A 25,306-nucleotide genomic window follows, 5' to 3' on the forward strand; every position below is an offset into this window, starting at 1 on the left:
ACCGGTACCGGAATGCATCTCCGTCTGATTCTGATTCTATTTTTTATGCTACTGGGCCTTCCTATCTTTGCCCAGACCGAAGAACAGATGCTTCGTTTTATCACGGGCGGAGCGGGATCTTCCGATCAAAGTCCTTCTTCTTCTCCGGGAGACGATAAGAAACTCGCCATTCTCCGAGCGAAAAACCGTCTTCTTGGAAAGTCCATCGACACTCTTCCGGACCGGGAAGTGGACGATCTTTTATTATCCCTCGGTTTGACTCGGGACGGTTCCTTGTTCAGCAGAAGAAAACGTTTGCGCGCGGCCTTGGAAGAAGCGGTTCCCGTCGCGGCCGATCCGTTTGCACAAATTCCTCAACAAAAAAAGGCCCTTCCGATTTCCATCGAAAACGCTTCCGAAGGAGAACTCCTTCAAGTAGATAAGAATAAATCGGGCGTTCTCGTGCTTCGGGGACGGGTTCGTTTGAAACTTCGTTCGGGTTCCATCGAAGCCGAAACGATCACGGTCGACAGCGAACGTCAAGAAATCTACGCGGAAGGCGGGATCGTCTACAAGGACGGACGCGCGGTCGTGGAAGGCGATAAGTTCATCTACGATTTTCGTTTGGAAAAAGGGGTCGTTTACAAAACGAAAGGAACCTTCGCACCGGCTCATTTTATCGGGGAGAAACTCAAGAAACTAGACGACAAACGTTATGCGCTCGAGATGGGTTACTTCACGATTTGTAACGCGGAAAAACCGCATTATTCCTTTAAGGTCAATCGCCTTTATATCTACGACGATAAAACGGTAATGGCGACTAACGTTCGTTATCAGGTCGGAGGCACTACCGTTCTTTGGTTGCCTTTTTTATACAACAGCAATTTAGGAAACGGATGGATCACCCAAGCGGGTAAGAACAATACGCAGGGTCTGTTTATGCAGAACTCGTATCAGTGGTCCGTGATGCCGACCTTCGCGATCGCTCCGATGGGTTACAAGGTCCGCGCCGACTTTTACGAAAAGACGGGGCAGGCGTTTCACTTGGAGATGTGGAAACAAAGTCCTTTCTTAAACTATTTGATCGATATCGGTTACGCGAATCATAAAAACTATCAGATTTCCGGCGCGTATGAGGATCGTTTTCATAACTTCGGAATCGGAACGAGCGCGGTTACCAATCAGGTCGATCGCGGGGCGTATTACTCCGCGGATCCGAACGCTCCTCTTCGAAGAATCGGCGAGGATACGGAACCTTGGTGGAAGGGGAGAATCATGTTGAACTCCAAATTCCACAACACCGAAAAAGACGTTACGCGAAACATCAGTCTTCAATACGAAAACTACACCAACAGACTTTTTGAATACGAATACGGAAACCGTTACGAACCAGCGAACACTCTCCAATCCCTTTACACCGCGAGAAACGTTCGTCTCGGTTTTATCCGAAACACCCTCGAATGGAAGTTCGATTACACCGAGAACCGGGGAGATCTTTCCATCAACGTGGGAATGAAACGGAACATGCTCTACTATATCTTGAACCCGACGGGTAAGTCGGGATACTTTCCGACAGTGGACGTCCTTCCTACGACTACGATTCGAAATTCTTCCGAGATTACAAGGCTTCCGTATTTCAACGCGCCCGTATATTGGGACGTATATCTCACCAATATGATTCTCCGGTATTACGGAGTTCCCACAAGGGAGAATTTAAACATTCCGACGCTCGACGGTTCTTATCAGGATCCTTGGGGCAATTACAAGGAAAACGTCTTAAGAACACAGTATTTTACGCAAGGCGAGTCCGGTCTTCGAACTACCTTGAATTTCGGAAGTTATCTTACCTTTACTCCCAACGCATTTTTCGGAGCTAAAAAACAATCCGCGACGGTACGAAACAACGCCGCGGTCACCGGTGTTACGGATAACGCGTTTACTTCTCTCGAACGTTTTCTTGCGAGAGAATCCTACGAATACGTAAGAACCTCCTCGAATTTAAGATTCGGGGTTCCATTGTTATTTTTTAATGCGACATACAGAAAACTCGAAGCGTATAAACCGGAACTACAGGATCCGATTCTCGCCAAAACGAGACAACACGAACTCGAACTTTCCTTGGAAAGTTACGCGCTTGAGAACTTCGAGATTTCGGTTCGTACCATACGGGATTTGAGAAACTTCTCCCCCGAATACAAACCACAACCAACGGACGCGGAACGATGGTATTTTACGGTCGCAAGATTTTCGGGTTACTTCGATTTCCTGGACGGGTTTCGTCCGAAACGAGCTTCCTTATTGGAGAAGAAGAGAAGTTTTTATTCCGGTCTTTTTATCAACAACGACTACGTACATCATAACCCAAAAGCGAAACCTCTTTCCAACAGTTTTACCGCTTCGTATAAGATGGGCGGATTTACTCTTCCGTTTATCCGTTTGATCCGCGAACTCGAGTTAGGCGGAACCTGGTATCACGTCTACAACAGTCCGATTCTGGACGGTTATCGTGTGTTCGTAAAAGCGAACGTGGACTTTACGAGACATTTGGGAATCGAAGCGGAACTCGATTCTCGCGTAAGTCAGCCTTGGAGATATACGAATCAGGTTGGAAATACGTACGATACGTTCTATTATGGAAACGATCCAACGACTTCCGTCGCGAATCTCAACTTGGATCGAACCACTCTCCAAAGGGACTTGGTCGACGGAACCGGGGTGAACGGAAACGGAGCGAGACAGAACACCGCCTTGAACATCAACCGCTTTATGGGAACCATCAAATACAACCTTCATACCGCGAACTTTAGACTCGGTTACAGTATGGACTTGCGTGCGGTTCCGGGCGGAAGAACGGACGGTCTTGTTTCCTTTTACGATCAATCCGTGTTCTTTTCGATTTCGATCAGCGACTTCACCTTGGGTCAACAGGATTCTTCGGAACTTACGAGAGTCCGTCTGTTTCGTTTCAGAAAACGTCCTTTCCAAACGGGAGACCGCGCGGGAATTTCTTCGGAGAACCCTTGATATGCTGAAGGAAAGAAGCCAAACGTTCAAACTGATCTTTACCGTATTAGATTTTGTGAATGCGCTTTTCAGCGGCGCGCTCGCGTTCGTTTTCCGATTTTACTTTCTGGACGAGAACGGGGCCGATCGCCGATACGTGGACGTGGAAAGTTATATCTTTCTTTTCTTTCTTTTGGCGTTCTTTCAAGTGATCGTGTTCATCGCGATCGATCTCTATCATCCGAGAAGAGGTCTTTCGTTTATCGACGAATTCTTGACCATCGTAAGCGGCGTTTTTTTAAATCTCGTTTTGGTTCTTGCGGTTTTATTCTTCTTTCGAGGCGACTTAGGAAGCGAACGGTTTTCGAGATACGTCATTCTCGCGTTTGCGACGATCAACACTCTGACTTCGAGCGTTCTTCATTATACGGCGAGACTGGTTTTACAAACTCTCCGCAAAAGAGGTTACAACCTAAGAAGCGTTCTTGTGGTCGGAGTTTCCGAAACCTCCAAACGTTTTAACGACGCGGTCATCAAACACGGAATTTACGGTTACAAAATTCTCGGGTTCGTTCAGACAAAAACCGCCAAACCGGTTCGTAAGGACATGAAGGTCATCGGTAAGATCGAAAAGATCGCGCAGGTTTTGGAAAAAGAAAGACCGGACCTGGTCGTTTATACTCTGGAACCTTCCGAAGGCGATTATTTAAAAGAGGTTCTCGACGCCTGCGATCACGAAGGAATCGATCTCAAGATCGTTCCCGGTTTTCAGGAATTCATCAAAGCTCGGGGAAGAGTGGAGGAGATGGAGGGACTTCCCGTGATCTCCATCCGAAACATTCCGATCCGACTCGGTTATAATAAATTCATCAAAAGAATCTTCGATCTCGCGTTCTCCATTCTATTCATTTTGTTTTTCTCCCCGTTTTATCTATTGATGGCCTTGCTCGTGAAACTCACTTCCTCCGGTCCCGTGTTTTATTATCAGGAACGAGTGGGTTTGGATAATAAGAAATTCAACATGATCAAGTTCAGAACGATGGTCGTTCAGGCGAAAAGCCAATCCGAAACGACTTGGACGATCCAAAACGATCCGAGGGTCACGAGCGTGGGAAAAATTCTCCGCAAACTTTCCTTGGACGAAACCCCTCAGTTTTTCAACGTCCTTTTCGGGGACATGTCCGTCGTCGGACCGAGACCGGAACGTCCTCATTTTGTGGAAAAGTTCAAGAACGATCACAGACATTACATGAGAAGACACGCCGTAAAAGCGGGAATCACCGGACTCGCCCAGGTCAAAGGACTTCGGGGGGACACTTCGATCGACGATCGGATTGCCGCCGACATCTACTACATCGAAAACTGGTCGCTTTGGCTCGATCTCAAGATTATTCTACTGACTCCTTTTAAAGGAATCATGGACAAAAACGCATACTAAAACACTCTGACCGCAAGGGGAGAATCATGAACCTGAACGAAGATTCTTTGCAGAAAATCGCCGAACTCTCGCGTTTAAAAATCCGCCCGGAAGAAAAAGAATCCGCTCTGACCGACTTCAACAAGATTTTGGAATACGTGGACCAGGTAAAAGGTCTGGACGTAAGTTCCATCGGAGACGACGAGATTTATTTTCAGCATGAGAATGCGATTCGTCCCGACCTTATGGGAAAACATCTTTCCCGAGAAGAGATCGAAAAGTTCGCTCCTTCGTTTCAGAACGGATATTTCGTCGTTCCTAAGGTGATCGAAACATGAACGAAATATTAAAAAAATCTTATACTGAACTCAAAACTTCCCTGAACTCGGGAAAAATCTCCGCGACCGAACTCGCACAGGCTTGTATCGATCGAATCAAGGAAGTCGACGGCTCCGTTAAGGCGTTTCTTTCCTTGGACGAGAAACGGATTTTAGACGCGGCCGCGGAAAGCGACGCACGCAGAAAAGCGGGAAAACCTCTTTCCGAATTCGACGGAATGCCGGTCGCGATCAAGGACAATATCTGCATCCAGGATTCGATCACTTCCTGTTCCTCAAGAATATTAGAAAATTATAAATCTCCTTTCAACGCCAACGCGGTCGAAAAACTTCTTGAAAAAGGATTCGTTTTGTTTCCGCGCGCGAACATGGACGAGTTTGCGATGGGAAGTTCCACGGAAAACTCCGCGTTTCAGACCACTCGCAATCCGTTCGACTTGGAAAGAATTCCCGGCGGTTCGAGCGGTGGATCTGCGGCTGCGGTTGCGGCTTCTATGGTTCCTTTGGCCTTGGGTTCGGACACGGGAGGATCGGTGCGTCAACCGGCTTCTCTTTGCGGTTTGTTCGGATTAAAACCTACGTATGGAACCGTTTCCCGTTACGGTCTTGTCGCGTACGCTTCGAGTTTGGATCAGATCGGTCCTCTTTCCAGAGACGTCCAAGGTTGTATCGATTTGTATTCCGTGATTTCCGGAAAGGACGTTCGGGATTCCACTTCGGTGAATCGTCCGGGTTTTTCCGCGGACTCCGTTCAGGTTCCGGACTTCAAAGGATTGAAGGTCGGCGTGATCAAGATGACTCCCGAAATTCAACCGGAAGTCACAAAGGCGTATGAAAACGTTTTGAAACAATTGAAAGAAAAGGGAGCGACCCTGGTCGAACTCGATTTTTCCAAATTCAGTTTTGCGATTCCGATCTATTATATCATCGCTACCGCGGAATGTTCCTCCAACCTTTCACGCTTTGACGGAATCCGTTTCGGTTCGAGAAAGGATAAGACCGGAAAACTCGAGGATCTTTTTGTGGATTCGAGAACCGAAGGATTCGGTCCCGAAGTGAAACGAAGAATTCTTTTGGGAACATTCTCCCTTTCCGCCGGTTATTACGACGCTTATTACGGAACCGCTCAGAAAGCGAGAGTTCTGATCCGTAAAGAATACGAATCGTTCTTTTCCAAAGTGGATTTGATTCTCCAGCCCACGTCGCCTACGACCGCGTTTAAGATCGGAGAAAAAACGAAAGATCCCGTTCAGATGTACAAAGCGGACATTTGGACCACGAGCGTAAACTTGGCGGGTCTTCCCGCGATCAGCGTTCCGATGGGAACGGACGACAAAGGTCTACCGATCGGATTGCAGGTTACGGCTCCGCATTTCGAAGAAGGAAAACTTTTCGGAGCGGCAAAGGCTTTTTCTACATTAGAAGGTTTGAATATTCAATTTCCGGAAAAGATCGGATGAGCGATTTGACGGCAAGAGTCATTCCCTGTCTGGACATCAAGGACGGACGCGTGGTCAAGGGAGTGAACTTTGTCAATCTCGTGGACGCGGGCGATCCCGTCGAATCCGCGGCGATCTATGAGGAGAATTTAGCGGACGAACTTTGTTTTCTGGACATCACCGCGTCTTCCGATCGAAGAGAAATTCTTTTGCATCTTGTGGAAAGAATCGCCGAAAAAATCTTCATTCCGTTTACCGTGGGTGGAGGAATCCGAACCGTTGCCGACGTGCGCGCCGTTTTGGAAAAAGGAGCCGACAAGGTTTCCATGAACACGGCCGCGTTTCAAAATCCCGAACTTTTAAGGCAATCCTCGGAGATCTACGGATCACAGTGTATCGTTTGCGCCATCGACGTTAAGTTTCATAAGGAAAGGGATCGTTACGAAATTTTTCTGCACGGCGGAAGGACGCCAACAGGAAGAGAAGCTTTGGATTGGGCCGCGGAAGCCGCCGAAAAAGGCGCCGGTGAAATTCTTTTGACTTCGATGGACCGGGACGGAACTCGAAACGGATTCGATATCAACTTGTTGAAGACGTTTTCTTCCGCGCTTGAAATTCCGATCATCGCTTCGGGCGGAGCCGGGAATCCGGAACACATGGTCGAAGCGATCTTGCGCGGAAAGGCCGACGCGGTTCTTGCGGCGTCCATCTTTCATTTCGGAGAATATTCCATCCGAGAAACAAAACGTGCGATGCAGGAAATGGGAATTTCGGTTCGTTTGGACTGAAGATAGAATTTCTGAAAATCATATCGTGAACGAAACCCTGTCGTAGTTCCGACAAAATCTTACCGTTGAATCTTGCGCACCCCACCCGCTTTTAGGGTGGAGCGGTGGGCGGCGGGAAAATCGCACAAAACTCACATATCACGAAAATGCGATCGAATCAACCGCAAAATCTCTCGACTATTTTTTGTAGGAACTCCTACAACGCGTTGATTACGGTCAAAACCTGATTGAAATACGTATTTCTCGAGGTGTTATCCACGTGATTGCGAAACGAAAGTTGCGCGTGATCCAAATCCTTCACAAATTGTTTCGCCCCCGATAACTTGGAAGACATCTTCCCGCTCGTAGAACTCACGATCCCGTCGCTTTTGTTCGCAAAACTCGGACTTCCGCTGGAAAGAAAATTACAACCGATCACATAAATCGCGTCGGATCCGGGATGATTCGTGCAAACGGTCATCTCCCCGTAAAACGCGGTGACTCTCGAGTCCTTGGACGATTCCGCAAGAAGTCTTTCCAAATAAGGATTGATCGCGCCGTTGATGTATTCGCTCGGAATCGGAACCTGATACGAGGTGCCTAACGCGTTTGTGTAAGCGAGATCCTTACCTCCGTCCGTCCCGGTCATAAACGCGATCAGATCGCCTAACGTTCCGAAGTTTCCCTGATAGCTGGAGGACGCGAACGGGGAACCCAGATAAGGAGTGCCTAACGTAACTACGAAGTCGATTACGTCGTTCGTGTTGTGAGAATGGTATAAGGCCGCTCTGCTCACCAATCCGCCCATGGAATGCGCGAGAAGAATCACCTTGTCGCTCGGTGAAAAAACGGTATTGAGTTTGTCGATCAGTCTTCTTCCGTTGTTGTCCACGAAATCGGAGGTTCTATACGTGAACGCATAGAGTTCGTAAGAAGTCTGAACGCCCGAAAGGTTCTGAGAATAAATTTCCAAAGCGTCGTCCCAGGTTCCTCTCAGATTCGTGACCTTTGTGAACTTGTCCGTCGGAGGGTTCAGGTTTTTTTCCTTAAAGTCCCAGCCGTGAATCAAAACGATCTTCGTCCGACTGTCCTTGAGTTCGGGCGTCGCGACCGCGAATTGATCCGCGTTGATTTGACTTTTGGTAAGAATGATCGGAACCGGAACGAACTTATAGAGCTCGTGATTGAATTCTCCCCAGAAAGCGACGGTTAACGTATCGAGAATCTCCTCGGCCATACTTTTTTTCTTTGCGAGATTCAGCTTTTCTTTGATCTTATGGATCGAAAGATCCGCGCAGGAGGACGTGAAAGCCAAAACGAAAACAAACGAGAGAAGACGGAAAGAATTTTTGTATGATTTCATCGAATTCAATTGAAAACGAAAACGAAGAAAAAGCAAGAGATAAATCCTGAATTTAATCGGGATATAAACGTCGTAAAACGATCGTAACAAAGCTGAAACCGAGAACCGCTTTCAGAAAATTGAATGTGATTGAAGAGTTAAAAACCGGGAACGGTTATTTTCGATTTACGATCCGATCCAAAACGACGCCCGTCGCGACCGTTACGTTCAACGAAGAAAGATTTCCGTGCATCGGAATTCTTAAAACAAAATCCGATTTTTCCATCAGGATTCGTTTCACACCTTCTCCTTCGTTTCCCATCAGAATCGCGAGTTCTTGGAGATCGGGGAGCTTGGACCAATCCTCTTCGCCTCGATCGCTCGTCGAAACGATCCAGTAACCGTTTTCTTTTAAGAGTTCGAGAGTGTTCGCGAGATTTTTTACGGTGAAAATTTTTAAAAACGAAAGCGCACCCGAAGAAACCTTTTCCACAACCGGAGTGATTCCGGCCGATTCTCTTTCGGGAAGAATGATATTCTTTACGCCGAAACATTCCGCGGTTCTCAGGATGTTCCCCAGGTTGCCCGGATCTTGAATCCGATCCAGGATCAAAAAGGGTCCGGGTTTTTCGGCGAGGTATTCCTCTAAATTTTTTTTATCAGCGGTTTGTTGTCGGGAAGGCGCTTTGAGCGCGACGACGCCTTGGTGGTTTCTTCCCGGAACGAGAGAATCGAGTTTTGCGCCCGAAACCTTATGCACTTTGATAAAAGAAGGAAGTCGGTTTAATATCTTTTCGACGATGTCCGTTCCGGGATTCTCCTTAACAAACAACTCGGTGAAAGGAAAAGAATGTTCCTTTCCTTGATGCGCCTCGGTAAGCTCGATCAGAGTTCTCTTACCGAAAATGTATTCCGGTCTGGCTATTTTCTCCTCCAGCGGATTCCGTCTTTCGTGTCCTCGATCAAAATTCCTTGGGCCAAAAGTTGATCGCGGATCGCGTCGGAACGCGCGAAGTCCTTATTCTTTCTCGCGGTTTGTCTTTCTTCGATCAAAGAATCGATTTCGGAATCGATCAGATCTTTTTCGGAAGAAAAATCGAGAACTCCGAAAATACGGTCATAATATGCAAGAATTTGAATGTATTCCATTCTTTGTTTGGAATCGGCCTTGTCCGCGTCCATTACGGAATTGATTTGTTTGATCGATTCGAAAACGACCGCCAGGGCTTTGGAAACGTTTAGGTCGTCCGCCAAGGATTCTTCAAAATCCTTTTTCCAATGTAAAACCGATTCCGTTGAAAAAACGAAGGAAGAATCCGCTTTTGCGTCCGGTTCGAGATCCAGAAGACGATCCAAACAATTTTGGATTTTTCGAATATTCGAAGAAGCTTCCGCGATTCGATCCGTCGAAAAATTCAACTTGGAGCGATAGTGGGAAGAGATCAAAAGAAAACGGATCGACTTCGGATCCAAACCGCGTGCGATCAGATCTCGTAACGTGTAAAAATTCCCCTTGCTCTTGGACATCTTTTGTCCGTCGACTAACAGGTGTTCGCTGTGGAGCCAGGTTCCGACAAAGGTTTCCTCGGGAAACGCGCCTTCGGATTGAGCGACTTCGTTTTCGTGATGGGGAAACAAAAGATCCACGCCGCCGGTATGAATGTCCACGCCGCTTTTATAAACCTTGCGGATCATCGCGGAACATTCCAAATGCCAACCCGGTCTTCCGGTTCCGAGTTCGGTTTCCCAGGAGGCTTCTCCTTCCACCTTGGGACTTTTCCAAAGAACGAAATCGCGCACGTCCTCTTTTTCGTATTCGTCGGTGTCGTAACGGGTTCCGGTTTTCATACCCGAAACGTCTATCTTACTGAGTTTTCCGTAGCCGTTGAACTTCTGGATGGAGAAGTAAAGACTTTCGTCTTTTTCGTAGACGAGCCCCTTGCTCTTTAGTTTTTGAATGATTTCGATCATCTCCGGAATCGATTCGGTCGCCTTGGGATAGTGTTCCAAAGTTTCCGCAGAAACCGTTTTTAAATCTTCGAAGAAGGCTTCCGTCCAAGGCGCGGTGAATTCTTGAATGCTTTTTTGGGACGCGATCGAATCGCGGATGATCTTGTCGTCTATGTCCGTGATGTTCATCGTCATATCGACGCCGTATCCTAGAAGTTTCAGGGATCTGCGGAGAATATCCACAAAAAGAAAGGCGCGGAGATTTCCGATATGAGCGAAGTTGTAAACCGTAGGGCCGCAGGAATAAACGGTCACCCGTTTGGGATCGGCAGGGGAGAATTTTTCCTTTTTACCCGAAAGGGAATTGTGAAAGTGAACTTCCATCATTCGGGAAAGAATATTTCCCTCACAAATTCGAGATTGGCTCCGTTCTGTTTTTCGCCCTTGAGGCCCGCTTCGTTTCCTTCGGTTGGATATACCTGCATTCTTTTGTCGTTGTTGAGATGATTAAAAAAAGCGAATACGGATTTCGGGTGGGAGATATTGTCGTCCATTCCCACCGAAACGAGGGTGGGGATCTTGATCTTCTTCGAGAAGTTTATACTATCATAATATGCTAAACTCTTTTTCATCGCGGTCTTTTTCGTTTTGGAACTGTTCAACTGCGCGTTCACTTCCTTCATCCAGCTTTTTTCGAGTTTGAGCTGGTTGTCGTCGATATGACAGAAGTTCGGAGTTTCAAGGATCAATCCTTTGATCCGGTTCGTATACGCCGCGCCGAAGGCCGCAAGAGAAGCTCCCATGGATTTTCCGGCGAGGATGATCTTATCCCCGTCGATTCCGTCGGTCAGTCTTAAAAATTCCACCGCTCGGATCACGTCGAGATACAGCCCTTTCATGTAGAAAGAATCCTTTCCGTCCAAGCCTTTGGAAAAGTAACCGGGGGTCCAATCGGGATCGGCGACTTCTCCTTCTTTGAGCTGGGGGCGAACCAGTTGAGAACCGTGACCTCTCAGATCGAGGATGAGTTGAGCGACTCCGGTTTCCGTAAGTCCTTTGATGATTGCGGGTCTGTCCTTTCCGTAGTCGTGAAAGTAAACGACCACGGGAAGATCTCCTCTTTTTCGGGGAATGACGAGTGTCCCCGTGAGGGTTGCGTTTTGCCAGGATTGAAAGGAAATATCGTAGATGGTTTCCTTGATAATCGATCCTTTGAGAAGAGCCTTGGATTGTTTTTTAATCGGAAAGTTTTTTAAATCCCGAATCGCCTCGGACCAAAATTCGTCGAGGTCGCTTGGGCTGTGAAGCTCCGGATAGGTTTGAAAACATTCGTCAAAACTGATCGCCATCTTGAAACATCGTTTTCACTTTACCGGTGGTGTAAAGTGTTCTTTTGCCGAATAGAGCGTCTGTAAGAGAAGTACGGCGATCGTCATAGGACCGACCCCGCCCGGAACCGGAGTGTAATACGACGAAACATCCTTTGCTTTGGAAATTTCTATATCTCCTACGTTGCCCGGATTGTAACCGGCGTCCAAAAGAATCGCGCCCTTGGAAATCCAATCGGCTTTGATGAATTCGGGTTTTCCGACCGCACCCACGATGATATCGGCCTTACGGACGACCTCGGGGAGGTTCCCGGTTTTAGAATGACAGAGAGTAACGGTCGCGTTCATTTCGGTCAGAAGCATCGCCATCGGTTTCCCGAGAATGGGAGAACGACCCACCACGACCGCATTCTTACCCGCAACGTCGATTCCGTATTCTTTGAGTAAAAGAACCATTCCGTACGGAGTACAAGGAAGATAGGTTTCCACACCCATGGAAAGTTTTCCGAAGGAAAGTGTAGTAACTCCGTCCACGTCCTTGTGAAGCGCGATCCGATCAAAGGCCGCTCGTTCGTCGATTTGCGGCGGAGAAGGATGTTGTAGTAAAATTCCGTCGACATTCGGATCCGCGTTCAACTTGTCGATGACTGCCAACAATTCTTCCGTTGTGGTTTCTTCTCCGAGGCGAATCATCTCCGAACCCATTCCCACGCTATGACAGGCTTTGACCTTCATGGCGACGTAGGTTTCGGATGCGGGGTTGTTTCCGACTAGGATCGTAGCGAGTTTTGGAATTCTGAGATTCTTCGCTTTTCTTTCTTCGATCGAGGTTCGGATTCCGTCCCTGATTTTTTCGGAGAGTTTTTTTCCATCTAAAAGAACCGGATTCATACTTCTCAGGATTTAGGGCCTATCTTCTCTGTCAGGTAAAAAATATCCTTTCCGGTGAAACCGAAAGGGTAAAATGAGTCCATGTCCGAAACTCCGATCGTAAGCAATCATGATTTAGAAAAACACGTGGATCAAAAAATCCTTATCCAAGGTTGGGTTCACGGAATCCGGGGAAGCAACGCAAGACAGTTTCTTTCTCTCAGAAACAGCGGAAGAATTTTACAGGTTCTCGCAGAAAAAGAAATTCTCGGGGAAGAAGTTTTTCAAACCGTAAAACATCTCCGTCAGGAAACATCCGTAGAAGTTGCGGGCAAACTGGTTCGAAACGAAAAGTCTCCGCTCGGATTCGAGCTCGTGATGGATTCAATTCGAGTTGTCGGAGAATCCGAAAATTATCCGATCACGCCCAAGGAACACGGGATCGACTTTCTGATTTCGCAAAGACATCTCTGGCTTCGGTCATCGAAACAACTCGCGATCCTCAGAGTGAGGGACAATCTTTCCTTTGCGATCCGCAAATACTTTCACGAGCGGGATTTTCTTTTGATCGATACGCCGATTTTGACCGGTTCGGTCGGGGAAAGCGCGGGAACCTTATTCTCCACCGAATACTTCGATCTTGGAAACGCGTATCTCGCACAAACCGGACAACTCTATTTGGAAACCGCGATCTTTGCGCACAACAAGGTCTTTTGTTACGGACCGACTTTTCGCGCGGAGAAGAGTAAAACCAGAAGACATCTTACCGAGTTCTGGATGGTGGAAGCGGAGGTAGCGTTTGCAAGCCACGCGGATAACTTGAAGTTGCAGGAAGATTTCGTAAAAACGATCATCCGAGAAACGGTTCAAAATTCTTTGCAAGACTTAAAGGTTTTGGAAAGAGATCCCGCGCCGCTTCTGGCTTATCTTGAAAAAGATTTTCCGGTGATCGATTACACGAAGGCACTTGAGATTCTCCAGTCCAAAGGAGAAGACATCGTATGGGGAGACGACATCAATTCCGAAAGAGAGCAGATGCTCACGACCGAATTCGGCGGCCCTGTTTTTATCCAAAAATATCCGAGAGAAGCCAAAGCGTTTTATATGAAGGTCAACCCGGAAGATCCGAAAACCGTTTTGAACGCGGATTTGATCGCGCCGGACGGAGTGGGCGAGATCATCGGAGGTTCGGAAAGAGAGGAGAATTATGAGAATATCGTTCACCGTCTCGAAGAGGAAAAACTTCCCGTGGAATCCTACGATTGGTATTTGGATCTGAGAAAATACGGATCGGTTCCTCATTCCGGTTTCGGGCTCGGTTCGGAAAGAATGATCGCTTGGATCTGCGGACTTCAGCACGTCCGAGAATGTATTCCGTTTCCGAGGATGATGGAACGACTTTATCCCTGAAACGCGATCCGTAGAGAGCGTTTCGCTGAGTTAACGCGATCTGTCGAGCGACCCGTAAGGAGCCGAGACGCTGAGTTCAGGGAGCGACGCTTGAGTTAACGCGATCTGTCGAGCGACCCGTAGGGAGCCGAGACGCTGAGTTCAGGGGGCGACGCTTGAGTTAACGCGATCTGTCGAGCGACCCGTAGGGAGCCGAGACGCTGAGTTCAGGGAGCGACGCTTGAGTTAACGCGATTCACTTTTTTTTAAGCTGAATTCTCCCCGCACATCCGATAAGAAAAATAGAGGTATCCTATGGGTCAGAATTTAGCAGTATCCAATCCGTCTTCGATTGAAGAATCCGCTTGGGAATTATTCGAAACGGGTTCTTACGAAGAAGTGATTTCGATCGCGAAAGAAAATCCGAATCACGTTTTTTTAAATCATTTGAGCGGAATTGCTGGGTTTGAATCCGGTTCGGATCATGGGATCAATTATTTCTTAAAGGGTTCTTCCGTATTGACCCCGCTTTTGGAAGCGTATCTTTTGAAAGAAGCGGGAAAGTTCAGAGAAGCCGCAAAGAAGTTTCACGGTTATTTTAAAACCAATTCGGTTCCGGTCGCGTATTCCATTTTGAGAACGGCGATTTTAGTCAGCGAAGACGCGGTGGATTTTAAGGTCGTTTTGGATCTGATCTCGATCTATAAGGCTCGTTTTTCCAACGATTATTTCTGCAAGGCGGAATTCTTTTCCAACTATCATCTCAGAAATTACAAGGAAGCCCTTCAGGTTTTTGCGGAGAATGCAAAACGTCTTTCCGAAGAAAGAGACGTTATGGGCGCATTGGGGCTTGCCTTGGTTCATACCGGAAAATTCGACGAAGCGAAATCGGTTCTCGAAAAAATTCCCGGTTACGAAGAACTTCCGACTTTCGATGAAAAGAAAAAACAATTCTCCGATAAGATCGCGAGTATTCCCAAAATGGAAGCGAAACGAAAATCTCTTTCGATGAAAGAATTGATCGATTTGGGTTTTGCGTATCTCTTTTCCGAAAATTTCAAAAAAGCGGAAGAGGTCTTTAGCGAACTGGTCGCCGCGCACGGTTAAAGAGCGGATTCAAACCAAGACGATCGATTCGAATCGTTTTTCTTTTTTGAATCGCACCGAAGGGACCGAGTTTTATGAAACGAATTGGTTTTATACGAACTCGGTTCTTTTTTTTGCTTTTGATCGTTTTCGGAATTTCAATCGTTCTTTTTTGGTTCTTCAAAGAAAACCTCGAACAAGCATCCGAAAATAATTTCGCTTCTTCTCCATTCATCCGAGAATTTCAGTTCTCCCAAACTTCTTCAATCAACCCCAACCCGAAAAGAACTTCCATAGAATGGCCGAAGGATTGCGATTTTTATGCGCGTTCTCCGAAGGAGAATTTTCCAAGTTCAGCGGATGTTTGTGCGGAAGCCTTGGAGTCCTTAAAGGATCGACTTCCGAAAGAATGCGATTTTGATTCCGCAAGATCGGGAAAAGACGGAACGATTGATTATTATCTCTATGCGGATTTTCTAAAGGATTCTCCGATTCGTTTTTTTCCTCTTTCGGAAAGAAAGTTTTTGGGAGAATTGTCGTGCACGTCGGCCGCATACAATCGTTACAACGTATATTTTATTTATGATGAAAATAGACTTCCTGCAAAAACGAAAATTCTTAGATTTAGAGCGTTTCGTTTTGAGAAAGAAGGCGGAACGATTTCCAAAAGAAGTTTTGAAAGCGATCGTTTGATTCGTTTTTACAAACCGGAAACAAAGGAGTTCGTTGCGTTTATCAAATACAGAGGGATGGGGGATTGTGGAGAATATTTTCGGTATTCTCTTTCCGAATCGGAGGAAGTTGTTTTACAAGAAATGCGCGCAAAACTCGATTGCGATGAAACAGACGCACATTCGGCGGAGGACGTTCCGGTCGATTGGACAAGATATGAGATTCCGTTTGATTTTTGGAAATTTTTAAAAATCGAGATCGGCGAAAAAATCACGAGATTTGCAAACCATCTTTGAGGGGAACAAACTGAGCGATCACGATCCATGTCGGAGTTCCGACGGCTTTTTCGTAAAACGTCGGCCCCCGCCCGAAATTGGGTGGTGGAGGTGGGCTTCGTGGGAAAATTTCGGCCTATTTTCTATATCAGAAAATCATACTATCTGCAAGAAGAATTCTCAGATTGTAGCATTGTAGGAACTCCTACAAATCCCTAAAAATCACTTGCAAATTTTTGAATCGGATCTCCGACAAATTCTCACTTGTTCTTTAAGATAATGACCCTGCAATTTTTCAAGGCCGCCTTGGTTTTCGGGGAAGCGAGCAGTTTTCTTGCGTCTTCCGCGGCGATTACGGGGTTGACCGGATAATGTCCGGTGACGCCTAACGCGGTTACGAAGTAGGGTTTGATTCCCGCGATCGGAGACCGAAACGCTTCCTCGGGAGTTTTCATATAACTCACGTAACCGTTTTTCACTGCGTTCTCCTTCGAAACGAAATAAGGAGAATAAAGACTGTTTCCTTCCTCGGAAAGAATTTCCGGGAACAAAGCCGTTTCCAACTTTAGATGTCTCGCGTCTACGATCAAAGAAGTGAACTCCGCGGCCAAGGTCGGAGCGGGATATTCCGGAAACGCTTCCGTATCATACGAAAGAAAAACGTAATTTAGAATTCCTCGTTTCCCTTTGAACTGAACGAGTCCTTTGGCGACCGCTTGGTTCTCGACAAAGTTGACCGTCGTAAAGATCGGTTCGATTTCGTAGATCTGATTGAAGATTTCCCGAAACATGGAATCCTCTTTGATCTTTTCCCGAAGCGTAAATTCCGAATCGAGTTTCAAAGTGTCGATTTTTCTAAAAAGAAATTTTTTGAGTTCCTCTTCCGCGTTGGACGAGGCTTTTTTTCTCGCCTCGGTAAGATTTCTCGCGGTATTCTCCCCGCCCCAATCCGGATCTTCCACCGAATACGTCAGTTTAGGAAGTTTGAATGTAAGAATCTTCTGAATTTCCCCCTTCTTCCAATTGACCACCGTATCGGTAAAGTCCCTGCTTTCAAAGGAAAAGGATGTCTCGAACGGAATCCAAAAAAGAAGAATGAATAAAAGAAGTCGGGTTTTCCAATACATCTTGAGCTACTCGATTGATAGAAATGCGTCTTCTATTTATTTCGGCAGATTGTCGAATTCTCTTCTTAAATCTTCCCGATTCTGGATCAGTTTGGCGGGGGGAAGCGACTTCAAAAGGTCCTTTCCATAGGTTTTTGTAAACATTCGCGGGTCCAAAATCGAAACGACTCCCGTATCCGTTCCCGATCGGATCAAACGACCGAATCCCTGTTTCAAAACCGTACACGCATACGGAAGTTGCAGTTCCGCAAACGGGTTTCCTCCGGATTCTTTCAGCTTTTCGCTTTTGGTTTCCAGAACCGGATCGTTCGGAACTTGAAACGGAAGTTTTGCGATGATTACCGATCTGAGTTTATCTCCTCGAATGTCGATTCCTTGCCAAAACGTGGACACGCCGAAAAGAACGCTGTTGGGTGTTTCCAAATACATTTGTTTCGCGCCGTCGGGTCCGAGATCGGATTGGGAAAACAAAGGAAGATCCGTATGAGGACGAATCGCTTCGTATACGAGTTTCAAAGACTTAAAAGAAGTAAAAAGTACGAATGTGTTTCCCTGAGTCATCTCGATCAGCCAGAGAATCTGTTTCGCGAGATCCGCGTGATAACCGTCCGGATCGGCGACCGGATCTCGGATTTCTCTCGGAACATACAAAAGAGCGTTTTTTTGATACGGAAACGGAGAAGGAACGGTAAGATTGGAAGTCGGCAAATCTCCGATCTTCTTTTTGAAATATTTAAAATCGTTTCCGGATGTGGACAAGGTCGCGGACGTAAAAATCACCGATTGCATTCTCGAAGCGAACAGATCCCGAATGATCTCGTCCGGGCTCATCGGTTCCATGCAAATTTTATAATATATTTCTTTCGAGTTCTGATCCGGAGGTTCGATCCAATAAACGAGACTCGGATCGTCCACTTGACGAAACGTTTCCAAACCGACCGCGATTTCCTCCATTCTTCCGCTTAACATCTCTAAGACGAGAGCCGATTCTTTTTCGGTGATGTCGTCGCTGTCCTTGGATATTTTGGAAAGATGTTTCTGGAGAATTTCCGTGATCCCTGCAAGAACGGAAGCGAACGCTCCCTTATCCAACTTCAAAGGTCTTTTGATTCTTTGCGGGCTGTAAAAGTTCAAAGGAACTTCGCCCGAAAGAGCGTTGAAAAAAGAAGTCAAAGAATCTCCCGCTTTCGTAACCAAGTCTTTCAATTCGCTCGAACCGATCGAAACCGCTACGCCCGTGTTCTTATTCGGAAGCCAGATTTGTTGTAGAAGTTTTTGAATTTCCTGAGAACGGATTTCCTGACGAAAGGAAGAACCGATGATGTCCGGAAAGTTATGCGCCTCGTCCAGAATCACTCGGCTGAATTCGGGAAGAATGTTGAAATCGCTCGCGATATGCGCCGCCAAAAGATGGTGATTGACGATTAGGATATTGCAACGTTTCCATTTTTCCCGTTCTAAAAAATAATAAGAATGGGAAAAGTTCGGGCAATTCCTTCCCAAACAGTTGTCCGCTTCGCGCGTGATCTTATTCCAAAAATCATAAGAAGCGGTTCCCGTATATTCCTGTTTTCTTCCCGACTCGGTGGTTCGGATCCAACGATTGAAGGAATCGATATGAGGAATCATTTCCGGACCGAAGGTTCCGTCGCGCATAACGTGGTTCAGCTTGCGTTTGCAAACGTAGTTCGACGCGCCCATCGCGACTTCGGCCCTCAGATCGGTTCCCAAAATTTTGGAAACCATGGGAATATCCTTTAAAAGAAGCTGTTGTTGAAGAGATTTCGTTTCCGTCGAGATGACCACGGGTTCTTCTCTTTCCATCGAAGAAAGCGCCGCAGGAATCAAATAGGCGAGGGATTTACCGACCCCCGTTCCGGCTTCCGCGATCAGATGCGTTCCGTTAAAAAGAGATTCTTCTATCTTTTGGGAAAGTTGAATCTGTCCCTTTCTGGGTTCGAAATCGTCCCAGATCGTAGAAAGTTTATCGAAGTATTTTGTCGAACGGTTCAATGGTTGCGAGTTTTAAAGAGTTTGAATATACAAAAAATCGAAAGTCCCGTCACCAAAAAGAGGGAAAGGACCATGATCGAGGTTCCCTGCCAATTCAAACCTTCCTGAGCTAAGAACATCATTCCGCGAGTCCTCTCTTTTCTTTATACTTCAAAGCGTAGTGAACGAGAAGCACGATAAAACTGAAAACGATCAGAATTCCGAAAAAAACGGATCTGGAAATGAGAGCGCCCATTCTTGCGGCTTCCACCGAAGTTCCTTTGGCGATGGCCTGTGCGACCATGGAATCCACGCTCATTCTTTCGAAATGACCGGGAAGATTTTGGATCAAAAACGCGATGAATACCACGATCAAAAACGTAGGCGTCACGTATTGGATCACGAACCAAAAGAATTTCGGAAGTTCCAAATGAGAACCTTCGTTTCCGTCTTCGAGACCTTTTTTCGCGCCGACCTTCCAACCGAATAAGAAAATTTGAATGCTTGCAAGAATAAAAATGAGAATCGTTCCGATCCAAAAATCGGCGAGTTCAAGCGCTTGAAAGTTTTGATTGAAGTAAAGAATCGGAAAACAAAGACTCGCCGTGAATAAAAACAGAATCAAACTGGAGGTTTGTCTTCTCATTCCGAAGGATTCTTCCAAGAAGATAATTCCCGGTTGTAACATCGTAACCGAGGAAGTGATCGCCGCGAGAAAAAGGACGAAGAACCAAATCGCGCCGAACAATTCTCCGCCGGGCATCATGGAAAACACGGAAGGAAGCGCGATAAATCCCATGCCGAACATTCCGAAGTCGTTGATCGAAGCGCCTAAGAATAAGAATGCGACCGGAATCGTAACCATTCCTCCGATCGCAACTTCTACGAATTCGTTCAAAGAAGCCGCGGAAAGAGAGGAAAGAACCACGTCGTTGTCGCGTTTGAGATAACTGGAAAATACGAGAGCGATTCCGAATCCAGCGGACAAAGTAAAAAAGATCTGACCTGCAGCCGCGATCCAAACTTCCGATTTTAAAAGCGCGGACCAATCCGGGTTCCACATTCTTCCCAAACCGATCTCGATGTTGTCTAACGTAAGAACTCGAATCAAAATCACCGCCGACGACGCGAGCATCAAGGGAACCGCGATCTTCGCGAAGGTTTCGATTCCTTTTGAAATTCCACGATAAACGAGTGCGAAGTTCAGTACGAAACAAGTCAGAGTCGCGTAAAAAATCTTACCCGAAATGGCGTCCCCGTTTTGTCGCGCGCCGGTCAAATCCATGTAATAGTTTCCGGCCGCTTGGATGATTTGACTTTGTGGAACGTTTCCGTCCGCGTTCAAACGGATTTGTCCGGTTAAGAATTCGAAAGAATAAGCGAGACACCAAGCCTCAATAAAAACGTAATATACGTAAATGAGAATGGGAACCGTAACTCCGATCGCACCAACGATTCTTAAGGGGAAACCGGATAAAAAACTTTTGAACAAGAAGGGGGCGCTGTGACCGGTTCGACCGCCCATTCTCCCCATGATCCATTCGGTGATACAAACCGGAATTCCGACGAGGATGAAGCTGATGATGTAGGGGACCATAAAGGCTCCGCCTCCGTTTGCGACCGCTTGTCCGGGGAATCGGATAAAGTTTCCGAGACCGATGGCTCCGCTCGCGACGGTTAGAATCAGTCCGGTTCTGGATTTCCAGCTTTCTTTGGGGGGTTCCTTACTCATGATGTTGGTTCTTGCAAAACGTACGCCAAACCTCCAACTGTCAAAAGAAAAGCGGGTCAAATGATAAAAAAGGGGACATAAAATGTATGAGTTCCCACACTTTTCCGTGTTCTGAGGGTTCGGAAGAAACTTGTATGAGTTCCTACATTTTCACAGAAGTTCTCAGATCGGTCGTTCGCTTAAGAAAATTGATAAATGTCAATATGGCAGAAAATTTAGGAATTTTGAACGAAAACACGGTCTAAATTCTAAATCAAGAAAGGGATCTCCCGACACTGGAGAATCAGACAATGAAACTAGACAAACTCACCGCAAAATTGAATGAAGCTCTGCATAACGCGCAGAGTTTGGCGGAACAAACCGGGAATCCGGAAATCAGCGAGGAACATATTGTCCGAGAAATTCTTTCCCAAGAAGACGGGCTCGCGCCGCTGCTCATTTCAAAATTGAACCTGAATCCGAAATCTTTCTTAGGAAGAACGGAAGACGCGCTTCAAAAACTTCCCAGAGTCGGAGGAAACGTTTCCGCCGACGTGGGATTTTCAAGATCCGCCGTAGCGCTTTTAAAATCTTCCGACGAAATCCGAAAGGAACTCAAGGACGAATATTTGTCCACCGACCATATTCTACTCGGATTGACGAAACACGGAATCGGACCGCTTAAGGAAGAATTTCGAAAACTAGGATTAGAATATTCTAAATTACTCAAAACGACTCTGGAAAATAGAAAGGGAAAAACGATTATGGACGATTCACCGGAAGGAAAAACGGACGCGCTTGCCAAATATGCAAAAAATCTAAACGAGTTGGCCAAACAGGGAAAACTGGATCCGGTCATCGGAAGAGACGAGGAAATCCGAAGGACGATCCAGGTTCTTTCCAGAAGGACCAAAAACAATCCGGTCCTGATCGGAGAACCCGGCGTGGGTAAAACCGCGATCGTGGAAGGACTCGCAAACAAGATCGTTCAAGGCGAGGTTCCCGAAGGAATCAAAAACAAAACGTTATACACTTTGGATCTCGGATCCATGATCGCCGGAGCCAAATACAGAGGAGAATTCGAGGACAGACTCAAAGCTCTTCTCGACGAGGTGAAGGCTTCGGACGGGGAAGTGATTCTGTTTATCGACGAGATTCATACTCTTGTGGGTGCGGGAGCGACGGAGGGTGCATTAGACGCTTCTAATATGCTGAAGCCTATGCTCGCTCGCGGCGAACTTCGTTGTATCGGAGCGACGACTCTCAAAGAATATCAAAAGTATATCGAAAAGGACGCGGCTCTCGAAAGAAGATTCCAACCCGTGTATGTAAAAGAACCTTCGGTGGAAGAAACCGTAACGATTCTCAGAGGACTCAAAGGAAGATACGAACTCCACCACGGAATTCGAATTCTGGATTCGGCTTTGATCGCCGCGGCTACATTATCTAATCGTTATATAGCCGATCGTTTTCTACCCGATAAGGCCGTGGATCTGATCGACGAAGCTTCGTCCAAAATGAGGATCGAAATCGATTCCATGCCGGAAGAACTCGATCGCGCGAGCAAACGGATTCAATCCTTAAAGATCGAAAGAGAGGCTTTGAAAAAGGAACAGGATCCCGCGTCGAAGGAAAGATTAAAAACCCTCGAAAAGGATCTCGCCGAACAGGAAGAAACCTTTCAAACCTTAAAAGCGAGATGGGATTTGGAAAAATCCAAAATCTCCCGTTTGAAACAGATCAAGGAAGAAATCGAAAAGTATAAAACTCTCGAAGCGGAAGCGGAACGAAGGGGAGAAATCAACCGAGTCGCCGAAATCCGTTACGGAAAGTTGGTCGATCTTCAAAAGGAATTGGAAGCCGCAAACGAGCAGTTGAAAAAACAGGAAGGCGCTTCCCGGCTTTTGAAGGAAGAAGTTTCCGAAGAGGACATCGCGAACATCGTGTCGCGTTGGACCGGAATTCCGGTTTCCAAAATGCTCCAAGGAGAACGCGCGAAACTTCTTTTGATGGAGGACGCTTTGAAGACGAAGGTCATCGGTCAGGATCACGCGTTGAGACTTGTTTCCGAAGCGGTGCAAAGATCCCGCGCGGGTATCTCCGATCCCAATCGACCGATCGGAACGTTTTTGTTTCTCGGACCGACCGGCGTGGGAAAAACCGAAACGGCAAAGGCTCTTGCAGAATTTCTTTTCGACGACGTGAACGCGATGCATCGAATCGACATGAGTGAATACATGGAGGCTCATTCCGTAGCAAGATTGATCGGAGCTCCTCCTGGTTATGTTGGTTACGATGAAGGGGGACAACTCACGGAAGCGGTACGAAGAAGACCGTATTCTTTGATTCTCTTCGACGAAATCGAAAAGGCGAACCCGGACGTATTCAATATCTTTCTTCAGATTTTGGACGAGGGAAGATTGACCGATGGAAAGGGGCGTAACGTGGACTTTAAGAACACGGTGATCATTCTCACTTCCAATATCGGTTCGGACGTTTTGGGATCTACGGATTACAGCGCCGAGGAAAAGGAAAGAATGGTGGAACAACGTTTGAAAAAACATTTCAAACCGGAGTTTCTAAACCGAATCGACGAAGTGATCTTGTTTCATTCGATTACGGATTCCGTGATTCATAAGATCGCCGACATTCAGTTGGAAGTGTTGAAACAAAAGGCTAAGGAAAACGGTCTCAACGTCGAATTTACGCAAGAACTCAAGGATTACGTGTCCAGAGTCGGATTCGACGCGGAATACGGAGCGCGCCCTTTGAAACGTTTGATTCAAAAGGAAGTCGGCAACGCCCTCAGCCGTTACATCCTAAACGGAAAATTCAAAGAGGGACAAAAAGTTACCGTAAACTACGAACACGAAAAGGTCGTAGTCAGGTAAGTTTCCAAAACCCGATCAGGTGGTTCTTTTTTCGGCTATGTCCGAAAGATGAACCACCTTCGGGTCTTCTTTTTTAAGAATCAAATTTTTGAGATCCTTGGGAGAATAACCCGTAAACCGGATGCAGGCGCGGTGAAACGGAGAATAGGAATTGAACCCGCATTCCAAACCTATATCGATCAAGTTCTTGTTCACGTCCAATACGATCAATCTTTTGGCCTCTTCGATTCTATGTTGGTTTATAAAATCCGCAAAACTTAAATTCTTATATTGATTGAGATATAAGGAAGCCTGATGAACCGAAATTCCGAGATACGCGGAAAGATCCGGAAGTCTGAGTTCCTCGTCTAGGAAACGTTTCTCTTCCAAGAACAACGCGAGTTTTTCTTCGATACGAATCAATTCTCCTTCTTTCAACGTTACCCGATTCTCAGGAAGTTCGCTCCGTTTGCGCGCGGTCTTTGCCTGAATCTGAATCACGGTTTCCTTTCTTTTATAAAGTCTATGAGCGACCGAAAGGGAAGTGATCGTTTTTTTATCCGTGATGATCGGAAAATAAATTTCGAGAAGATGGAAATACACGATCAAAACGCTCGCGGTCATGTTGGAAAGAACGCGGAATTGAATGTCGTTTCTAAAAATTCCGATGAGATCCAGCAAAAGCGCGAGACACATAAACGCGGCCATAATGCTCAGGTTAAAGTAAATCGAAGGAAGTCCTCTCGTCTGGATCGAGTTCGTGATTTCAACGAACGTAAAGGTCGTGATCAAAAGACTGATCGCGTTTCCGGCGATGTTTAAGGGGATTTCCTCCTGAAGAACGGATCTGAGAACGACCATAGCCGCGATGGAAAGAAGAAGATTGATTCCTAAATCGTGCTTTTTCACTTCCAATCCGATCGCGCGTCTCATCAGGGATCTTGTGATCGCACAAGCGTAGATGATTAAGCCGAAAAACACCAAAGATTGGTTGTATGTGGTCGAAGATCCGGCCTGAGCGCGGTAAAAATCCGCGTCCGAACCGAGATATAAGAAGAAACTGATACAGATGAAGTTGATTCCGTAGACGACATTCAGACGATTCTTTTTAAAACGAAATAGCCTAAGAACTCCCAGAGAAAATCCCAGATAAATTCCTATAAGTTGTAGATGGTGAACGATGGGTTCTATTGCGAATCTCATATTTTTTCCTAATGTACCTTGTTTTTAAACTTTGAATTTTAAATATTCAAAATATCGCATATTCTTTTTTTGCTGTTCCGAAATCAGTTCTCCCTTTCGTGATGAAAAGCGGTCAAAAACAAATTTACAGAAATTATTTTTCCTATGAGTTCTGTTCTTTGGCCTGGGTCTCATTTGACAACAAACTTTGTATAAAACGATAACAGCTCTCTATAAATTATTTACACAATTATAATTTGTTTGGGGTCCAAAGTTAGCGTTTCTTTGATTGTAAAAAGTTGATAAAAATTTTAATGCGACATGCTTTAAAATATGCGAAGAATAGAACGAACACTCTATTCAATTTTTATTGTATTGGGAATATAAAATTTATTCTGACTTAATTTTGTAATGTCGGATTAATTCTATGTATATTTGCCAAACTTTAAAAATATCCGTTTGCGTACTTTTTGGAGTCTTTCTGGTCTTTTTATAGATCAGGAAGACTCAGCTTAGAATTTGATATATTATAAGATCCAAACGGAGAAAAACGATGGATCTGAACGTGA

Annotated in this window: 19 protein-coding genes; 9 read left to right on the forward strand and 10 right to left on the reverse strand. The window is 46.1% G+C overall.

The genetic code is table 11. The features are described 5' to 3' along the window. Nucleotides 1–12: 12 nt before the first annotated feature. Genes LEP1GSC052_RS04100 through hisF form a run of 5 tightly spaced genes read left to right on the forward strand, consistent with a single transcriptional unit; the run spans nt 13 to nt 6,964 of the window. Nucleotides 13–3,003 (forward strand): LPS-assembly protein LptD, encoded by a 2,991-nt coding sequence (locus LEP1GSC052_RS04100; RefSeq protein ID WP_040912825.1) that lies wholly within the window; start codon nt 13–15, stop codon nt 3,001–3,003. A gap of 1 nt (nt 3,004) precedes the next feature. Then, a complete protein-coding gene (locus LEP1GSC052_RS04105; protein WP_010574555.1) occupies nt 3,005–4,420 on the forward strand; it encodes an undecaprenyl-phosphate glucose phosphotransferase in 1,416 nt (471 codons plus the stop codon). A gap of 26 nt (nt 4,421–4,446) precedes the next feature. Further along, the gene (gatC, locus tag LEP1GSC052_RS04110) at nt 4,447–4,737 is read left to right on the forward strand and encodes an Asp-tRNA(Asn)/Glu-tRNA(Gln) amidotransferase subunit GatC (RefSeq protein WP_010574556.1); all 291 of its coding nucleotides are present in this window, start codon (nt 4,447–4,449) and stop codon (nt 4,735–4,737) included. Continuing rightward, entirely contained in the window at nt 4,734–6,197 is a 1,464-nt protein-coding gene (gene gatA / locus LEP1GSC052_RS04115) for an Asp-tRNA(Asn)/Glu-tRNA(Gln) amidotransferase subunit GatA (RefSeq protein WP_020986365.1), read from the forward strand. Before gatC ends, gatA begins: the two co-directional genes overlap by 4 nt. Further along, the gene (hisF, locus tag LEP1GSC052_RS04120) at nt 6,194–6,964 is read left to right on the forward strand and encodes an imidazole glycerol phosphate synthase subunit HisF (protein WP_010574557.1); all 771 of its coding nucleotides are present in this window, start codon (nt 6,194–6,196) and stop codon (nt 6,962–6,964) included. Before gatA ends, hisF begins: the two co-directional genes overlap by 4 nt. Before the next feature lie 196 nt (nt 6,965–7,160). On the opposite strand, the gene LEP1GSC052_RS04125 is transcribed toward hisF, so the two are convergent. The 5 genes from LEP1GSC052_RS04125 to folD form a co-directional block, all read right to left on the reverse strand. Beyond that, nucleotides 7,161–8,306 carry an esterase/lipase family protein gene (locus LEP1GSC052_RS04125; RefSeq protein WP_040913277.1) on the reverse strand — a complete coding sequence of 382 codons (1,146 nt, stop codon included), beginning with the start codon at nt 8,304–8,306 and terminating at the stop codon, nt 7,161–7,163. Between the two features lie 154 nt (nt 8,307–8,460). Next, nucleotides 8,461–9,222 carry a 23S rRNA (guanosine(2251)-2'-O)-methyltransferase RlmB gene (rlmB, locus tag LEP1GSC052_RS04130; protein ID WP_084492193.1) on the reverse strand — a complete coding sequence of 254 codons (762 nt, stop codon included), beginning with the start codon at nt 9,220–9,222 and terminating at the stop codon, nt 8,461–8,463. After that, complete coding sequence (gene cysS / locus LEP1GSC052_RS04135) at nt 9,207–10,622, reverse strand: cysteine--tRNA ligase (RefSeq protein WP_020986671.1); 1,416 nt, start codon at nt 10,620–10,622, stop codon at nt 9,207–9,209. The genes rlmB and cysS overlap by 16 nt, the downstream gene beginning before the upstream one ends. Next, entirely contained in the window at nt 10,619–11,584 is a 966-nt protein-coding gene (locus LEP1GSC052_RS04140) for an acetylxylan esterase (protein WP_010574561.1), read from the reverse strand. The genes cysS and LEP1GSC052_RS04140 overlap by 4 nt, the downstream gene beginning before the upstream one ends. 15 nt (nt 11,585–11,599) lie before the next feature. Then, entirely contained in the window at nt 11,600–12,454 is an 855-nt protein-coding gene (folD, locus tag LEP1GSC052_RS04145; RefSeq protein WP_010574562.1) for a bifunctional methylenetetrahydrofolate dehydrogenase/methenyltetrahydrofolate cyclohydrolase FolD, read from the reverse strand. An 81-nt stretch (nt 12,455–12,535) separates the two neighbouring features. On the opposite strand from folD, the gene asnS reads away from it, so the two are divergent. The 3 genes from asnS to LEP1GSC052_RS04160 all read left to right on the forward strand — a co-directional run bounded on the left by asnS (nt 12,536) and on the right by LEP1GSC052_RS04160 (nt 15,876). Further along, complete coding sequence (gene asnS / locus LEP1GSC052_RS04150) at nt 12,536–13,843, forward strand: asparagine--tRNA ligase (protein ID WP_010574563.1); 1,308 nt, start codon at nt 12,536–12,538, stop codon at nt 13,841–13,843. A gap of 294 nt (nt 13,844–14,137) precedes the next feature. After that, nucleotides 14,138–14,929, forward strand: coding sequence for a tetratricopeptide repeat protein (locus tag LEP1GSC052_RS04155; RefSeq protein ID WP_010574564.1), 792 nt, complete (start codon nt 14,138–14,140; stop codon nt 14,927–14,929). A gap of 74 nt (nt 14,930–15,003) precedes the next feature. Further along, complete coding sequence (locus LEP1GSC052_RS04160) at nt 15,004–15,876, forward strand: DUF1176 domain-containing protein (RefSeq protein WP_010574565.1); 873 nt, start codon at nt 15,004–15,006, stop codon at nt 15,874–15,876. 239 nt (nt 15,877–16,115) lie between these two features. On the opposite strand, the gene LEP1GSC052_RS04165 is transcribed toward LEP1GSC052_RS04160, so the two are convergent. Genes LEP1GSC052_RS04165 through LEP1GSC052_RS04175 form a run of 4 tightly spaced genes read right to left on the reverse strand, consistent with a single transcriptional unit; the run spans nt 16,116 to nt 20,706 of the window. Next, nucleotides 16,116–16,982, reverse strand: coding sequence for a hypothetical protein (locus LEP1GSC052_RS04165; protein ID WP_010574566.1), 867 nt, complete (start codon nt 16,980–16,982; stop codon nt 16,116–16,118). Nucleotides 16,983–17,018: 36 nt separating this feature from the next. Next, nucleotides 17,019–18,995, reverse strand: a complete 1,977-nt coding sequence (locus LEP1GSC052_RS04170) for an ATP-dependent DNA helicase (RefSeq protein ID WP_010574567.1) — start codon at nt 18,993–18,995, stop codon at nt 17,019–17,021. Further along, nucleotides 18,992–19,117 (reverse strand): hypothetical protein, encoded by a 126-nt coding sequence (locus LEP1GSC052_RS21720; RefSeq protein WP_020986473.1) that lies wholly within the window; start codon nt 19,115–19,117, stop codon nt 18,992–18,994. Before LEP1GSC052_RS21720 ends, LEP1GSC052_RS04170 begins: the two co-directional genes overlap by 4 nt. Next, nucleotides 19,114–20,706 carry a sodium:neurotransmitter symporter family protein gene (locus LEP1GSC052_RS04175; RefSeq protein WP_010574568.1) on the reverse strand — a complete coding sequence of 531 codons (1,593 nt, stop codon included), beginning with the start codon at nt 20,704–20,706 and terminating at the stop codon, nt 19,114–19,116. The genes LEP1GSC052_RS21720 and LEP1GSC052_RS04175 overlap by 4 nt, the downstream gene beginning before the upstream one ends. Before the next feature lie 290 nt (nt 20,707–20,996). On the opposite strand from LEP1GSC052_RS04175, the gene clpB reads away from it, so the two are divergent. Beyond that, nucleotides 20,997–23,576: an ATP-dependent chaperone ClpB gene (clpB, locus tag LEP1GSC052_RS04180; protein WP_020986685.1), complete on the forward strand. Its 2,580-nt coding sequence runs from the start codon at nt 20,997–20,999 to the stop codon at nt 23,574–23,576. A gap of 15 nt (nt 23,577–23,591) precedes the next feature. On the opposite strand, the gene LEP1GSC052_RS04185 is transcribed toward clpB, so the two are convergent. After that, nucleotides 23,592–24,758 (reverse strand): helix-turn-helix domain-containing protein, encoded by a 1,167-nt coding sequence (locus LEP1GSC052_RS04185; protein ID WP_010574569.1) that lies wholly within the window; start codon nt 24,756–24,758, stop codon nt 23,592–23,594. Nucleotides 24,759–25,306: the final 548 nt, after the last annotated feature.

The sequence above is a fragment of the Leptospira kmetyi serovar Malaysia str. Bejo-Iso9 genome, from assembly GCF_000243735.2.
GTDB lineage: Bacteria > Spirochaetota > Leptospiria > Leptospirales > Leptospiraceae > Leptospira > Leptospira kmetyi.

Excerpts from the sequence above, each read along its gene's own strand:
- LEP1GSC052_RS04100 (WP_040912825.1), top strand. The coding sequence starts at position 13 with ATGCATCTCCGTCTGATTCTGATTCTATTTTTTATGCTACTGGGCCTT.
- LEP1GSC052_RS04105 (WP_010574555.1), top strand. The coding sequence starts at position 3,005 with ATGCTGAAGGAAAGAAGCCAAACGTTCAAACTGATCTTTACCGTATTA.
- gatC (WP_010574556.1), top strand. The coding sequence starts at position 4,447 with ATGAACCTGAACGAAGATTCTTTGCAGAAAATCGCCGAACTCTCGCGT.
- gatA (WP_020986365.1), top strand. The coding sequence starts at position 4,734 with ATGAACGAAATATTAAAAAAATCTTATACTGAACTCAAAACTTCCCTG.
- hisF (WP_010574557.1), top strand. The coding sequence starts at position 6,194 with ATGAGCGATTTGACGGCAAGAGTCATTCCCTGTCTGGACATCAAGGAC.
- LEP1GSC052_RS04125 (WP_040913277.1), bottom strand. The coding sequence starts at position 8,306 with ATGAAATCATACAAAAATTCTTTCCGTCTTCTCTCGTTTGTTTTCGTT.
- cysS (WP_020986671.1), bottom strand. The coding sequence starts at position 10,622 with ATGATGGAAGTTCACTTTCACAATTCCCTTTCGGGTAAAAAGGAAAAA.
- LEP1GSC052_RS04140 (WP_010574561.1), bottom strand. The coding sequence starts at position 11,584 with ATGGCGATCAGTTTTGACGAATGTTTTCAAACCTATCCGGAGCTTCAC.
- folD (WP_010574562.1), bottom strand. The coding sequence starts at position 12,454 with ATGAATCCGGTTCTTTTAGATGGAAAAAAACTCTCCGAAAAAATCAGG.
- asnS (WP_010574563.1), top strand. The coding sequence starts at position 12,536 with ATGTCCGAAACTCCGATCGTAAGCAATCATGATTTAGAAAAACACGTG.
- LEP1GSC052_RS04155 (WP_010574564.1), top strand. The coding sequence starts at position 14,138 with ATGGGTCAGAATTTAGCAGTATCCAATCCGTCTTCGATTGAAGAATCC.
- LEP1GSC052_RS04160 (WP_010574565.1), top strand. The coding sequence starts at position 15,004 with ATGAAACGAATTGGTTTTATACGAACTCGGTTCTTTTTTTTGCTTTTG.
- LEP1GSC052_RS04165 (WP_010574566.1), bottom strand. The coding sequence starts at position 16,982 with ATGTATTGGAAAACCCGACTTCTTTTATTCATTCTTCTTTTTTGGATT.
- LEP1GSC052_RS21720 (WP_020986473.1), bottom strand. The coding sequence starts at position 19,117 with ATGATGTTCTTAGCTCAGGAAGGTTTGAATTGGCAGGGAACCTCGATC.
- LEP1GSC052_RS04175 (WP_010574568.1), bottom strand. The coding sequence starts at position 20,706 with ATGAGTAAGGAACCCCCCAAAGAAAGCTGGAAATCCAGAACCGGACTG.
- clpB (WP_020986685.1), top strand. The coding sequence starts at position 20,997 with ATGAAACTAGACAAACTCACCGCAAAATTGAATGAAGCTCTGCATAAC.
- LEP1GSC052_RS04185 (WP_010574569.1), bottom strand. The coding sequence starts at position 24,758 with ATGAGATTCGCAATAGAACCCATCGTTCACCATCTACAACTTATAGGA.